Here is a 13473-nt window from a genome sequence, read left to right on the forward strand (position 1 = left end):
CCGTGGCGCGGCGGGCGCGCCCGCTACAATGGGTTTTTTGCGCTCACGCTGGACCGCCATGCAAGACAAGATCATCGAAGCCCTGCGCCGCAACGCCAACGACGACGCGGTGTCCCTGGCCCGCGAATGGGTGGCGGCCGAACCGCAGCAGGCGCAGGCCCATCGCTGGCTGGCGCTGGCCCTGCAGCAGGACAACCAGCTGGAACAGGCCCAGGCCAGCCTGGACCAGGCACTGGCGCTGGCGCCGGAAGAGGCCGCCCTGCACCTGCAGCACGCCGGCCTGCTGCTGGCCCTGCGCCAGCTCGAGGCCGCCGACCAGGCGCTGGACCGCAGCACCGCGCTCAACCCCAATGAATTCTCCGCCTACCTGATGCAGGCGCACCTGGCGCTGGGCCGCGAGGACATCGACGAAGCCGACCGCCTGATCCGCCTGGCCGAACGCGTGGACCCGGACAGCCCGGAGCTGGGCGCGGTGCAGGGCATGGTCGCGTTGCGCCGCGGCGAGCTGGACCGCGCGCTGGGCGTGCTGTCGGCCGCGGTCGAGCGCCTGCCGCGCGATCCGCGCCTGCTCTACGCACTGGGCTTCGCCTATCTGGGCAAGGACATGCCGGCGTTCGCCGAGCAGGCCTTCCGCCGCGTGCTCGAACTGGTCCCGGACAACCAGGCGCTGCGCGGCCTGCTGGTGCAGCTGGCGCTGCGCCAGGGCCATGTCGACAACGCGGCCGAAGTGATGCGCGAGGTGCTGGCCAGCAAGGGGGGCGACACCCCCGGCCTGCGACGCCTGGCCGGTGAACTGGAGCTGGCCTCCGGCCAGCCGCTGCAGGCGCTGGAACACCTGCGCCCGCTGCTGTCGCAGCTGCCCGGTGACCGCGGCACGCTGCAGATGCTGCTGGTGGCCTGGCAGCGACTGGGGCGCGAGGAGGAAGCCAGCGCCGCGCTGGATGCGGCACTGGAAGCCCACCCGCAGCTGCACGACCTGTGGCTGGCCCGCCTGGCGATCCCGGCGGTGGGCAGCCCGGAAGCGGTGGCCGTGGTCGAGCGCTGGCTGGCGGCCATGCCCGACCATGTGCCGGCGCTGGAAGCCCGCATGCGGCTGCATGACATGAACGAGGAAAGCGACGCGGCCGAGGCCATCGCCCGCCGCATCGCCGCGCTGGAGCCGGGCCGCGTCAGCGCCGAGCAGCGCATCGTCGAAGCCCTGCTGCTGCGCGATGCGCCCGCAGCCGCGGCGCATGTCCAGGCACTGATCGACAGTGCCCCGGAAGCCGCTCGGCCGAACCTGCGCAGCTGGCTGGGCACCGTGCAGGACCGTGGCGGCAACCCGGCCGGCGCGGTGGCCACCTGGCTGCAGCTGCATGCCGAGCAGGCCGCCACGCGCCTGCCGCTGCCGCCGCAGGCCAAGGCCCCGGTGGAATGGCCGGCGCTGGGTGAGGTGGCCGACGACAACGCGATGCGCCCGCTGTTCGTCTGGGGCGCGCCGGGCTCGGGCGTGGAGCGCGTGGTGACGGTGATGGCGGCCGGCAGCCGGGTGCTGCGCGCCGACCGTTTCGGTGCCACCCCGCCGACCGACGGTTTCCAGAACTACCTGACCCTGCAGCGGCTGGCCACCGATGCGCTGACGCCCGAGCAGCTGGTGCAGCAGTGGCGCGAGCAGCTGCCGGCGCGCGGCATCGCCGACGGCAACGTCATCGACTGGCTGCTGTGGTGGGACAACGCGCTGTTGTGGGCGCTGCGCCCGCAGCTGCCGGAAGGCCGCCTGGTGGTGGCGGTGCGCGACCCGCGCGACATGTTCATCGAATGGCTGGCGCTGGGCGCACCGGCGCCGCTGGCGCTGACCTCGTCGATGGACGCGGCGCAGTGGCTGGCACGCTCCGTGGAGCAGGTGGCCGAGCTGCACGAGGGCGACCTGTACCCGCACCTGATCCTCCGCACCGACGAGGCAGTGAACGACCCGGCGGCGATGGGCGCGCTGCTGGAGCAGGCCTTCGGCGTGCGCTTCCCGCAGGTGCGCAGCCTCGGCCCGGGCACCGTCGAGGCCGGCCACTGGCGCCGCTACGCCCAGGTGCTGGCGGCGGAATTCCTGTATCTCACCCCGGTCGCGGTGCGACTGGGCTACCCCGAAGCCTGACCCGAGGACCCCCGATGAAACTGGACAGCCAGAGTTTCAGCAACGGCCAGCCGATCCCGGCCGAGTTCGCCGCCGGCCAGCCGTCCGGCGTTGCCGGCAACCGCAACCCGCAGCTGTCCTGGCACGACGTGCCCGAAGGCACGCGCTCGTTCGCCCTGCTGTGCGTGGACCCGGACGCGCCGACCGTGGCCGAGCTGGTCGGTCGCGACGATGTCGGCATCCCGCTGGACCAGCCACGCGCTGATTTCGTGCACTGGGTGATGGTGGATATCCCCGCCGACGTGCGGGAGATCGCCGCCGGCAGCTGCAGTGACGGCTTCACTGCGCATGGCAAGCAGCAACCGGCAGGCCCGGCCGGCGCGCGCCAGGGCATCAACGACTACACCGGCTGGTTCGCCGGTGACCTCGACATGGCGGGAACCTATTTCGGCTATGACGGCCCGTACCCGCCGTTCAACGACGAGCGCCCGCACCGCTACTTCTTCCGCGTGTTCGCGCTGGACGTGGCGTCGCTGCCGGTGGAAGGCGCCTTCACCGCCGCCGATGTGTTCAGCGCGATGCAGTGCCACGTGCTGGCCGAAGCCGCGTTGCACGGCACCTACACGTTGAACCCGCACCTCTGACCGGGCGCGGTGCCGCCACACGGCGGCAGGGAACCGAAATGACGAGGGCGCCTTGCGGCGCCCTCGTCGTCTGCTTCGCAGCGGTGGCTTACTTGCCCACCTGCTCCGAGCTGACCACCATGTCCAGCACGTAGGCCAGCGAAGACGCGTCGGCCGGCGGGTTCTTCACCTGGAAACGCTTCAGGCGCAGCACGTTGCGCACGCCCGGCTGGTGGGTGTAACCCTCGATGTTGCCGTAGAAGTTCTCCCACTCACCGCGCTTGCCCTGCTCCAGGCCCTGCTCGTTGTACTTCACCTCGCGCACCTGCAGGCACTGCGCATCACGCATCACGCCGTGGGTGCAGGGCTTGGTCTGTGCATCGACTTCCAGGAACACGCGCTCGCCCTCGCCGCCGTAGCGGGCTTCGGCGGTCGGCTCGGCGCGGAAGGTCAGCACGTCGCCATTGGCGGCGGCCAACACCAGCTGCGACGCATCCAGCGAACGGATCGTCAGCTTGCCCTGCAGGCGCTCGCTGACCAGGCCGTCCAGCGCCATCACGCCCGGCTCGCCGCAGGCCATGTTGGTGGACATCATGTTGCCGACGCTGAGTGCGTCGCCTTCCAGCGTGTAGCCACCGCCCATGCCGTTGCAGGCATTGCTCACGCTCAGGCGGCCGTCCTTGAAGTCCAGCGTGACCGGCTTGTCGGCGCGCACGAACAGCGCGTCCACGCGCTTGCCGGCCGAATCCACGGCGGTGTCGAGCAGCCAGTGGTTGGCGCCCAGCTGGGTGGCGTCGATCGAGGCCGCCGCGGCCGGGGTGGCGGTGCTGGCGGCGGGGGTGGCTTCACTCTTGGTGGTCGTCTGCGACGGGTTGCTGCAGGCGGCCATCAGGGCCAGCGGCAGGGCCAGCATGAGGATGCGCTTCATGGACAACTCCTTGGGTTTTGGAAAGGATTCGGGACGACAAACGGATGAAGCTGCCGGCCGGGGTTGAGGGCGCCGGGGCGCGTTCAGTTTCCAGCAGGCAAGAACAGCAGCAAGCCAATGCCCAGTGCGATGCGGTATAGCGCGAAGCCCGTGAAGGGCCGGCGCTTGATGTAGTCCAGCAGCCACTTCACCACCACGAAGCCGGTGATGACGGCGGCGGTGAAGGCCACGCCGACGTCGGTCCAGTTCTCGCTGCCGAGCTGCCCGTCCTTGGCAAGTTCCAGAAACGCGTAGCCACTGGCGGCGAACATGGTGGGAATACCCACCAGGAAGACGAACTCGGCCGCGGCGGCGCGGCGCGTCAGGCCCAGCAGCATGGCCAGGAAGATGGCCGCCGCCGAGCGCGAGGTGCCGGGGAACACGCCGGCCACCACCTGTGCCAGGCCGACGCCGATGGCCACCGTCCAGGTGACCGTCTCGCGGTCGGGCAGGCGTGCGGCGAAGCGTTCGGCGGCCAGCATCCAGACGCCACCGATGACCAGCGCCCACGCCACCGGGGTCACCGTTTCCGGCAGCTCCCAGCCGGCCAGGCGTACCGGCAGGCCGACCACGGCGGTGACCAGGAAGGCCACGCCCAGCTTCATGACGTAGTCGCGGTTCTCGCGCTGGCCCAGGCCGGTGGCCAGTGTCCACAGCCGCTGCCGCAACGCCAGCGTCACCGCCAGGATGGCACCGGCCTGGATCACGATGTTGAAGAAGTCCGAGCGGCTACCCAGCCAGTGCTGGGCAATCAGCAGGTGGCCGGTGCTGGAGATGGGGAGGAATTCGGTGAGGCCTTCGAGAATGCCCAGCAGGAGGGCGGAGAGCAGGTCGGACATGGAGATCGGTGGGGAAAAAGGCCGGTACAGCATAGTCCAAGTGATGTGTTGCACCTGCATGGTGCCGTGCACGCCGTTTGCACCTCCGTGGTGCAAGCCAGTCGATGCAATTGCAACTTTCACCAAACAAAAACAATTACTTGCGATGATTTCGGGGTTGGCACGCTACTTGCTCCTTCACCCCCATACGTCATCACCCATCCGAGGTTGCACCCGATGTCCCTGGAAAACGTTGAGAAGCTGATCAAGGACAACCAGGTCGAGTTCGTCGACCTGCGTTTCGTCGACATGCGCGGTATCGAGCAGCACGTGACCTTCCCGGTCTCGATCATCGAGCCGTCGCTGTTCGAGGAAGGCAAGATGTTCGATGGCAGCTCGATCGCCGGCTGGAAGGGCATCGCCGAATCGGACATGGTGCTGCTGCCGGACCCGGACAGCGCCTACCTGGACCCGTTCTACGCCGATCCGACCCTGGTGCTGACCTGCGACGTGCTCGACCCGGCCACCATGCAGGGCTACGGCCGCTGCCCGCGCGGCATCGCCAAGCGCGCCGAGGCCTACCTGAAGTCCTCCGGCATCGCCGACCTGGCCTTCTTCGGCCCGGAGCCGGAGTTCTTCATCTTCGACTCGGTCCAGTTCGCCAATGACATGGGCCACACCTTCTTCAAGATCAACTCCGAGGAAGGTTCCTGGAACACCGGCAAGAGCTACGAAGGCACCAACAGCGGCTACCGCCCGGCCGTGAAGGGCGGCTACTTCCCGGTGCCGCCGACCGACTCGCTGCACGATATCCGCGCCGAGATGTGCAAGGTGCTGGAAAAGGTCGGCATCGAAGTCGAAGTGCACCACCACGAAGTGGCCAATGCCGGCCAGTGCGAGATCGGCGCCAAGTTCAACACCCTGGTCACCAAGGCCGACGAACTGCAGCGCATGAAGCACGTCATCAAGAACGTGGCCCATCGTAACGGCAAGACCGTCACCTTCATGCCCAAGCCGCTGGTCGGCGACAACGGCAGCGGCATGCACGTGCACCAGTCGCTGGCCAAGGAAGGCAAGAACCTGTTCTCCGGTGACGGCTACGGTGGCCTGAGCCAGATGGCGCTGTGGTACATCGGCGGCATCTTCAAGCACGCCCGCGCCATCAACGCCTTCGCCAACTCCGGCACCAACAGCTACAAGCGCCTGGTCCCGGGCTTCGAAGCACCGGTGATGCTGGCCTACTCGGCCCGCAACCGCTCGGCCTCGTGCCGCATCCCGTGGGTGTCCAACCCGAAGGCACGCCGCATCGAAATGCGCTTCCCGGACCCGATCCAGTCCGGCTACCTGACCTTCACCGCGCTGATGATGGCCGGCCTGGACGGCATCAAGAACCAGATCGACCCGGGCGCGCCGAGCGACAAGGACCTGTACGACCTGCCGCCGGAAGAAGAGAAGCTGATCCCGCAGGTCTGCTCCTCGCTGGACCAGGCACTGGAAGCGCTGGACAAGGACCGCGAGTTCCTCAAGGCCGGTGGCGTGATGAGCGACGACTTCATCGATGCCTACATCGCGCTGAAGATGAAGGAAGTGACCGCGTTCCGTGCGGCCACCCATCCGCTGGAATACCAGCTGTACTACGCAAGCTGATCCTTTCAGGTGGCGATGACGAAGGGCACCCCTCCCACCTTCGTCATCGCCGCCGCCTTCAAGGCTGGGGAGCCTTGCAGGCGGTCTGAAGCAGGACGCACGGAAGCACCAGGGGCAAGAGAATCCGGACGCGCGCCATGGGCCATTCCTCCCTCCCGCGTCACTGCCGTCAGCGGCTGGAAAAGTGCTGCCGTCAGCGAGGCCCATGACACGTTCGGCGCAACAGCCAGCGGCCGCATCGCGGCCGGTGGAAGACACGAAACCGGCCCGCAGGCGCGAGCCGGTCTCCTCCACTACGGGACATGCGCATGAAATTGATCTCCGCCATCATCCGGCCATTCAAGCTTGACGAGGTACGCGAGGCACTGGGCGCCGTCGGCGTTTCGGGCATCACCGTCACCGAGGTCAAGGGCTTTGGCCGCCAGAAGGGGCACACCGAGCTGTATCGCGGTGCCGAGTACGTCGTCGACTTCCTTCCCAAGATCCGCATCGAGACCGCCGTCACCGACGACCGCGTGGATGCGGTGATCGAAACCCTGCAGGGCGCGGCCGGCACCGGCAAGATCGGTGACGGCAAGATCTTCGTCACCCCGCTCGAGCAGGTGGTGCGTATCCGCACCGGTGAAACAGGCGCTGACGCGCTCTAACCCCCACAGCCGGAGTCGACAATGCGAACGGAATTTTTCACCGGGCTCAAGGCCCGGTTCGGTGGCCTGTGCCTGTCGTTCATGCTCGCCGTCATGGCGGTGGGCATGCTTCCCTCACACGCGTTGGCCCAGCAGGCCACGCCGCCGCAGCCGGAGGCAACGCAAGGCGCGGCACCGGCGGTTGCCGCCGAAGCCGCCGCCGAGGCGGCACCCAGCTTCGATCGCGGGGACGTGGCGTGGATGCTCACCGCCACCTTGCTGGTGCTGATGATGGTGGTGCCGGGCCTGGCGCTGTTCTATGGCGGCCTGGTGCGTGCCAAGAACGTGCTCTCGGTGCTGAGCCAGGTGCTGGTGGTGTTCTCGCTGGTGCTGATGCTGTGGGTGGCCTATGGCTACAGCGCGGTGTTCAGTGCGGGCAACCAGTTCTTCGGTTCCTTCACCCAATTCGCCTTCCTCAAGGGCTTCACCCCCGAATCGGTGGGCAACACGCCGATCACCGGGTTGCCGGACTTCCTGTTCGTGGCCTTCCAGTCCACCTTCGCCGGCATCACCACCGCGCTGATCGTCGGCGCGTTCGCCGAGCGCATCAAGTTCCGCGCGGTGCTGTTGTTCTCGGCGTTGTGGTTCACCCTGAGCTACATCCCGATGGCGCACATCGTCTGGGGCGGCGGCTATCTCGGTGAGATGGGCGCGATCGACTTTGCCGGCGGCACGGTGGTGCACATCAACGCCGGTGTCGCCGGCCTGGTGGCGGCGTGGTTCGTCGGCAAGCGCCTGGGCTATGGCCAGACCGCATTGAAGCCACACAACCTGCCGCTGACCTGGATCGGCGCGATGCTGTTGTGGGTGGGCTGGTTCGGCTTCAACGCCGGCTCGGCCGCGGCCGCCGACACGGTCGCCTCGCTGGCCTTCATCAACACCGTGCTGGCCACCGCTGCCGCGGTGCTGGGCTGGACGCTGGTGGAGGCGGTGACCAAGGGCCATCCCTCGGCGCTGGGCGCGGCTTCCGGCGCGGTCGCCGGCCTGGTGGGCGTGACCCCGGCCTGCGGCACGGTGGGCCCGCTCGGTGCGATCGTGATTGGCTTCGTCACCGGCATGATCTGCGTGTGGGGCGTGACCGGGCTCAAGCGCCTGTTGAAGGCCGATGACACCGCCGACGTGTTCGGCGTGCACGGCGTGGGTGGCATCGTCGGTGCGATCCTCACCGGCGTGTTCAGCGCACAATCGCTGGGCGGCACCAAGGCCGACCTGGATATCGGCCACCAGCTCTGGGTGCAGGTGGTCAGCGTCGGCTTCACGGTGCTGTGGAGCGCGGTGGTCACCGCGGTGATCCTGCTGGTGGTGCGCGCGCTGGTCGGCCTGCGCGTGAGCGAGGAAGCCGAACGCACCGGCCTGGACGTCACCACCCACGGCGAATCCGCCTACGAGGCCTGAGCGCCGCTTCAAAAGCCCCTCTCCCGCCAGCGGGAGAGGGGTTGAGGTGAGGGCCGCGCCAGCATCCTGCCGTAGGTCACTTGCTTTCCCACCCGTGGCAACGTGCAATGCCCGGCATGAACCACAAACTCCTGTTGCCGCTGGCGCTGGTCGCCGCACTCGCCGCTTGCACCACCACGCCGCAGCGCAATCCCCTGGCGCAATGGGTTCCCTCGGCGAACCACAACGCACGTCAGCCGGTGATCATCGTGCTGCACCACACCGACCAGGATTCGGTGCAGCAGAGCCTGGACACGCTGCGCAGCGCCAACAGCGGCGGCAAGGTGAGCTCGCACTACCTGGTCGGGCGCAAGGGTGACCTGTACCAGCTGGTCGCCGACAGCGAACGTGCCTGGCATGCCGGTGGCGGGCGCTGGGGATCGATCACCGACCTCAACTCCACCTCGATCGGCATCGAGATCGACAACGACGGCGAGAGCCCGTTCAGCGCACCGCAGATCGCCACGCTGCTGCGCCTGCTCGATGACCTGTGCACCCGCTACAACATCCCGCGCAGCCAGATCATCGGCCATGCCGACCTGGCCCCGTCGCGCAAGGCCGACCCCAGCCGCTTCTTCCCCTGGCAGCAGCTGGCCGAGGCCGGCTTCGGTATCTGGCCCAAGGCCAGCGACGGCGCGGCCCCGGAAGGCTTCGACCGCTGGCTGGCGCTGCAGGCGCTGGGTTACCCGATGGACGACCGTGCCGCGGCCGCGCGCGCCTTCCACCGGCGCTTCCGTGGCAGCGACACGTTGCCCGCCGAGCTGGATGCCGAAGATGCCCGCATCCTCTACTCGCTGCTGCAGCAGGTGAAGTGAGCGACCGCGCCCGGTGGCATGGTCGCCGGGCGCGTGCTCAGTTGACGCTGCACTGGACCTGCACGTTGATCTGGCTGTTGGCCGGGAACGCCGTCACCGTCGCCCCGTTGGCGGTCAGCAGGTCCGCCGGCGCCTGCGGGCAGGTCGCGTTGTTGGTGGGCGTGCAGGAGAGCACCTGGCAGTTGGACAGCCCGTTCGTCGGCGTGTCCTTCAGGACCGCGCCACTGGCATCGCCCGGGCCGCCGTTGCGGAACTGCAGCGAGTAGGTCGTGCTGCTCCCGGACGGCACGCTGGCCACGGCATTGGTCTTGGTCACGGAGAGGTCGACGCCGGCCGCATTGGTGAAGGTGCAGACGATGTTCGCGCCCTGGACGATGGCCGCGGCCGGCAGCGTGACGCTGCGGTTGGGCAGGTCCACGGTACCGTTCACGCCGGCAGGCAGGCCGGTGCACTGGATCGCGCTCAGGGCGAAGCCCGGCGTCTGTGCCTCGGTCAGCGTGGTGGCCGTGTTCACCGCCGTCAGCGCACGCGCGCTGCCGGCCACGGCCTGGCCGGCGCTGGTCGTGGTCAGCGTCTGCGAGGGCAGGCCATTGGTGCCGGTGAAGGTGAAGGCGCCCACCGCGCGTTCGCTGATCTTGCGCGCGGTCACCACCGGCCGGGGCGTGTTGGTGATGGTGCAGGTGTACTGCGTGTTGGCCGCCACCGCGATGGTCCAGTCGGGGCCGGTCCCGCTGGGCGTGTAGGCCTGCTGCTGGCCGTTGAGCTGGTAGGACGTGCAGCTGATGCTCTTGTCGTAGTCACCGATGGCCTGGACGCTGTTGGCCGCCATGTCATCGCGCACGACGTGGTTGCCGGTGCTGACCTGCAGCGCGCCGGTGCTGGCCTGCTGCCCCGTCCCGGCGCCGCTGGTGGAGGCCGCGCGCAACGTGTTGCTGCCCTGGCGGATGGAGACGGTGAACTGGTCGTTGGGCGCGATGCGGCCCAGGTTCACCACCTTGTTGACCATGATCGCCGGCACCGGGTAGACGATGCTGCCGGCGCAGCCGCTGGAACTGCTCGCCTGCGAGGGGTCGCTGAACTGGCTGGCGGGAATGATCTGCGCCGCGCCGCCGTTGATCGCGGGATGCTGCCAGCGCAGCCGGTTGAAGTTCAGGCCGCCGGCGTTCACCCAGTAGATGCGCATCAGGGCACAACTGTTGGCGACGTCGGCGTTGAAGCTGCCGATGGCCCGGAAGTCGGTTTCGCCGTTGGTGTAACTGCTCAGTGCGCCGACCGGGATGTCGTAGTTGGCGGTGCGGTAGGCGGTGCTGGTGTAACTGGAGGACATGCTGACCTGCACCGAGTCGTCATGCGCCACGGAAAGCGTGTAGGTGCCGGCAACCGGGAACCGCACCAGCGTGTACATCACCCGGCCCATGGCCTGGTAGCGGCAGGGATCGGTCTGCAGGTTGGCGGCGGTGCGGCTGTCGCACAACGCGAACGGATTGCTGCCGTAGTCCACCAGCGCCGAGGTGCCGGTGCGGACCGCATTGGCCGGGTTGTTGGCCAACGCGGACAGGTTGGCGATGGTGGCGGGGTTGTTGACGAACCGCGGGGCGCCTTGCGGACCGATGTAATTGGCATCGGATGCGATGCTGGTGGTGCCTCGGTAATCCTCCCACAGCACGTTCTGCGCGGCCGCCTGGAACGCGGTCATGGCCAGCAGCAGGCCGGCGATGCCGGCGCCACCGGCGCGCCAGAGGCCGGAAAGCGTGGTTCGAGCGTGAAGCGTTGGCATGTCATCCCCTGAAGTGTCACTTGCCGCAATGGCGCGGATAGTGGCCTTGGCGGTGCCAAGCCGCCGTGACGATGCTGCCCAGCCGGTCGCCTTTGCACTACATTGGTGCAATGACGATGCCTGATGACCGCCCCGCGCTGGACGTGCTGGGTACCCCCGTGGCCTGGGCCAGCGCCGATGGCCGCATCCTTGGCACCAACCCGGCCTTCGCGCGCTGGATGGGCGTGAGCGTGCGCCGCCTGGTCGGCCAGCCGCTGGTCTCGCTGGAGGCGCAGGGCGAGGCCCTGGCCAACTTCCTGGCCCGCGACGAGCGCGACGTGCTGCGCCTGCATCGGTTGATCCTGGCCCTGCCGGGCGAGAGCCCGCGTTTCGCCGAGGGCTGGTTGAGCCGGCTGGAGGAAGGCGGCTGGCTGCTGGAGGCCTACCCGGTGGACGAGTTCGTCGCGCCCGACCCGGCGCAGGTGCTGCCCGGCGCACTGTCGGCCGCCCTCAAGGGCCTGGCCCACGAGCTGCGCAACCCGTTGGCCGGGCTCAAGGGCGCCGCGCAGCTGCTGGCCCGCCGGGCCCAGGGCCGCGACGCCGGCGAGCGTGAGTTGATCGACCTGATCGGCGCGGAGATCGAACGTCTCAACGGCCTGCTCGAACAACTGCTGTCACCGGCCCCGGCACGACCGCACGCGGCCATGAACATCCACGCCGCGCTGGAGCGGGTGCTGCGCCTGGCCGAGAGCGAAGCGGGCTGGTCGGTGCGTATCCAGCGCGATTACGACCCCAGCATCCCCGAGTTCGACGGTGACCCCGACCGCCTGACCCAGGCCGTCTGGAACCTGGTGCGCAACGCCATCCAGGCCGGCGCCACCGTGGTGACGCTGCGCACCCGGGTCGAGCACGGCCTGCGCATCGGCGACCAGATCCAGCCGTTGGCGCTGCGCCTGGAAGTGGCCGACGACGGCCGCGGCGTGCCCGAGGACATGGCCGAGCACCTGTTCCTGCCGCTGGTCAGTGGCCGCGCCGAGGGCACCGGCCTGGGCCTGGCGCTGGCCCAGCAGGTGGCGCGCGAACACCGCGGCACCCTCGGTTACCGTTCGCGACCCGGCCACACGGTGTTCACCGTGCTGCTGCCGCTGGGCACACAGGAGGCCCGTGATGCCTGACCCCACCACCGCCACCGTCTGGGTGGTCGATGACGACCGTTCGGTACGTTTCGTGCTGACCACCGCGCTGCGCGAGGCCGGTTACACCGTCGAAGGCTTCGAGCATGCGGCGGCGGCCCTGGCCGCGCTGGAAGCCCGGCCGGTGCCCGACCTGCTGTTCACCGACGTGCGCATGCCCGGCGACAACGGCCTGGCACTGCTGGAGAAACTCAAGGCCGCGCATCCGCAGCTGCCGGTCATCGTGATGAGCGCCTACACCGACGTGGCCAGCACCGCCGGAGCGTTCCGCGGCGGTGCGCACGAGTTCCTGTCCAAGCCGTTCGACCTGGACGATGCGGTGGAACTGGCCCGGCGCGCGCTGCCCGAGCCGTTGGTGGAAGACCCGCCGGCGGCGCCACCGCCGGCCGCCGTGGCCGGCCAGGGCGCGCCGCAGCTGATCGGCGACACCCCGGCCATGCGTGCATTGTTCCGCGCCATCGGCAAGCTGGCGCAGGCGCCGTTGTCGGTGTTGATCAATGGCGAAACCGGCACCGGCAAGGAACTGGTGGCCAACGCGCTGCACCGCGAGTCGCCGCGCGCGAAGGGGCCGTTCGTGGCGCTGAACACCGCCGCCATCCCGGCCGAACTGCTGGAAAGCGAACTGTTCGGCCATGAGGCCGGCGCGTTCACCGGCGCGCACAAGCGCCATATCGGCCGCTTCGAGCAGGCCGATGGCGGCACGCTGTTCCTGGACGAGATCGGCGACATGCCGCTGCCGCTGCAGACCCGCCTGCTGCGCGTGCTGGCCGAGGGCGAGTTCTTCCGCGTCGGCGGGCGCGAGCTGATCCATGTCGATGTGCGCGTGGTCGCCGCCACCCACCAGGACCTGGAGGCATTGGTCGAGCAGGGTCGCTTCCGTGCCGACCTGCTGCACCGTCTGGACATGGTGCGCCTGCTGCTGCCACCGCTGCGCGAGCGCCTGGCCGATGTGCCGCAGTTGGCCGAGACCTTCCTGGCCAATGCCGCACGACGGCTGGACATGCCGCCCAAGCGCCTGTCCGCGCCCGCCGTGCAGGTGCTGCGCGAACACGCCTGGCCGGGCAACGTGCGCGAGCTGGAGAACGTGTGCTGGCGCCTGGCCGCGCTGGCGGTGGCCGACACTGTGTCGGCCGAGGATGTCCGCGCCGCGCTGGCCCGCGGCGGACGCAGCCCGCGCGGTGGTCCCGCGTTGTCGCCGGAACACTGGGACCGTGCGCTGGAAGCCTGGGCGCGCCAGCGCCTGGCCGAAGGTGCCATGGGCCTGCACGCCGAGGCCCGCGAGCGCCTGGACACGGTGCTGCTGGAGGCCGCGCTGGCATTCACCGATGGCCACCGCGCCGATGCCGCCGCCCGGCTGGGACTGGGCCGTAACACCGTCACCCGCAAACTGGGCCCGGGCCGTCGCCGCGGTAGCTGAGCGCACGACA

General features: G+C 69.1%; 11 protein-coding genes. 8 read left to right on the plus strand and 3 right to left on the minus strand.

All coding sequences use genetic code 11. The annotated features are described in order from the left end of the window. The first annotated feature begins 58 nt into the window (after positions 1–58). Together ACIPR8_RS15850 and ACIPR8_RS15855 are read left to right on the plus strand one after the other, a co-directional pair. Positions 59–2128, plus strand: a complete 2070-nt coding sequence (locus tag ACIPR8_RS15850) for a tetratricopeptide repeat protein (protein ID WP_446541629.1) — start codon at positions 59–61, stop codon at positions 2126–2128. Between the two features lie 14 nt (positions 2129–2142). Continuing rightward, positions 2143–2751 (plus strand): YbhB/YbcL family Raf kinase inhibitor-like protein, encoded by a 609-nt coding sequence (locus ACIPR8_RS15855; protein WP_446541630.1) that lies wholly within the window; start codon positions 2143–2145, stop codon positions 2749–2751. A gap of 88 nt (positions 2752–2839) precedes the next feature. On the opposite strand, the gene ACIPR8_RS15860 is transcribed toward ACIPR8_RS15855, so the two are convergent. Together ACIPR8_RS15860 and ACIPR8_RS15865 are read right to left on the minus strand one after the other, a co-directional pair. Next, entirely contained in the window at positions 2840–3658 is an 819-nt protein-coding gene (locus ACIPR8_RS15860) for a DUF4377 domain-containing protein (protein WP_446541631.1), read from the minus strand. A gap of 83 nt (positions 3659–3741) precedes the next feature. Continuing rightward, positions 3742–4536 carry an undecaprenyl-diphosphate phosphatase gene (locus tag ACIPR8_RS15865; protein WP_132862358.1) on the minus strand — a complete coding sequence of 265 codons (795 nt, stop codon included), beginning with the start codon at positions 4534–4536 and terminating at the stop codon, positions 3742–3744. Between the two features lie 216 nt (positions 4537–4752). Here ACIPR8_RS15865 and glnA point away from each other — a divergent pair, with 216 nt between their 5' ends. The 4 genes from glnA to ACIPR8_RS15885 all read left to right on the plus strand — a co-directional run bounded on the left by glnA (position 4753) and on the right by ACIPR8_RS15885 (position 9097). After that, the gene (gene glnA, locus ACIPR8_RS15870; RefSeq protein WP_446541632.1) at positions 4753–6162 is read left to right on the plus strand and encodes a type I glutamate--ammonia ligase; all 1410 of its coding nucleotides are present in this window, start codon (positions 4753–4755) and stop codon (positions 6160–6162) included. 308 nt (positions 6163–6470) lie between these two features. Then, a complete protein-coding gene (locus ACIPR8_RS15875; RefSeq protein ID WP_132862360.1) occupies positions 6471–6809 on the plus strand; it encodes a P-II family nitrogen regulator in 339 nt (112 codons plus the stop codon). A 21-nt stretch (positions 6810–6830) separates the two neighbouring features. Then, a complete protein-coding gene (locus tag ACIPR8_RS15880) occupies positions 6831–8243 on the plus strand; it encodes an ammonium transporter (protein WP_446541633.1) in 1413 nt (470 codons plus the stop codon). Positions 8244–8359: 116 nt separating this feature from the next. After that, positions 8360–9097: an N-acetylmuramoyl-L-alanine amidase gene (locus ACIPR8_RS15885; protein WP_446541634.1), complete on the plus strand. Its 738-nt coding sequence runs from the start codon at positions 8360–8362 to the stop codon at positions 9095–9097. A gap of 37 nt (positions 9098–9134) precedes the next feature. Here ACIPR8_RS15885 and ACIPR8_RS15890 read toward each other — a convergent pair whose 3' ends face one another. Then, positions 9135–10874 carry a prealbumin-like fold domain-containing protein gene (locus tag ACIPR8_RS15890; protein ID WP_446541635.1) on the minus strand — a complete coding sequence of 580 codons (1740 nt, stop codon included), beginning with the start codon at positions 10872–10874 and terminating at the stop codon, positions 9135–9137. Between the two features lie 116 nt (positions 10875–10990). Here ACIPR8_RS15890 and ACIPR8_RS15895 point away from each other — a divergent pair, with 116 nt between their 5' ends. Both ACIPR8_RS15895 and ntrC read left to right on the plus strand, forming a co-directional pair. Beyond that, positions 10991–12028 (plus strand): two-component system sensor histidine kinase NtrB, encoded by a 1038-nt coding sequence (locus ACIPR8_RS15895; RefSeq protein ID WP_446541636.1) that lies wholly within the window; start codon positions 10991–10993, stop codon positions 12026–12028. Continuing rightward, a complete protein-coding gene (ntrC, locus tag ACIPR8_RS15900) occupies positions 12021–13463 on the plus strand; it encodes a nitrogen regulation protein NR(I) (RefSeq protein WP_446541637.1) in 1443 nt (480 codons plus the stop codon). Before ACIPR8_RS15895 ends, ntrC begins: the two co-directional genes overlap by 8 nt. Positions 13464–13473: the final 10 nt, after the last annotated feature.

It is taken from the genome of Stenotrophomonas sp. LARHCG68 (assembly GCF_052871705.1).

What these genes read in the sequence shown, in the direction of transcription:
- ACIPR8_RS15850 (WP_446541629.1), top strand. Translation starts at nt 59, where the DNA reads ATGCAAGACAAGATCATCGAAGCCCTGCGCCGCAACGCCAACGACGAC.
- ACIPR8_RS15855 (WP_446541630.1), top strand. Translation starts at nt 2,143, where the DNA reads ATGAAACTGGACAGCCAGAGTTTCAGCAACGGCCAGCCGATCCCGGCC.
- ACIPR8_RS15860 (WP_446541631.1), bottom strand. Translation starts at nt 3,658, where the DNA reads ATGAAGCGCATCCTCATGCTGGCCCTGCCGCTGGCCCTGATGGCCGCC.
- ACIPR8_RS15865 (WP_132862358.1), bottom strand. Translation starts at nt 4,536, where the DNA reads ATGTCCGACCTGCTCTCCGCCCTCCTGCTGGGCATTCTCGAAGGCCTC.
- glnA (WP_446541632.1), top strand. Translation starts at nt 4,753, where the DNA reads ATGTCCCTGGAAAACGTTGAGAAGCTGATCAAGGACAACCAGGTCGAG.
- ACIPR8_RS15875 (WP_132862360.1), top strand. Translation starts at nt 6,471, where the DNA reads ATGAAATTGATCTCCGCCATCATCCGGCCATTCAAGCTTGACGAGGTA.
- ACIPR8_RS15880 (WP_446541633.1), top strand. Translation starts at nt 6,831, where the DNA reads ATGCGAACGGAATTTTTCACCGGGCTCAAGGCCCGGTTCGGTGGCCTG.
- ACIPR8_RS15885 (WP_446541634.1), top strand. Translation starts at nt 8,360, where the DNA reads ATGAACCACAAACTCCTGTTGCCGCTGGCGCTGGTCGCCGCACTCGCC.
- ACIPR8_RS15890 (WP_446541635.1), bottom strand. Translation starts at nt 10,874, where the DNA reads ATGCCAACGCTTCACGCTCGAACCACGCTTTCCGGCCTCTGGCGCGCC.
- ACIPR8_RS15895 (WP_446541636.1), top strand. Translation starts at nt 10,991, where the DNA reads ATGCCTGATGACCGCCCCGCGCTGGACGTGCTGGGTACCCCCGTGGCC.
- ntrC (WP_446541637.1), top strand. Translation starts at nt 12,021, where the DNA reads ATGCCTGACCCCACCACCGCCACCGTCTGGGTGGTCGATGACGACCGT.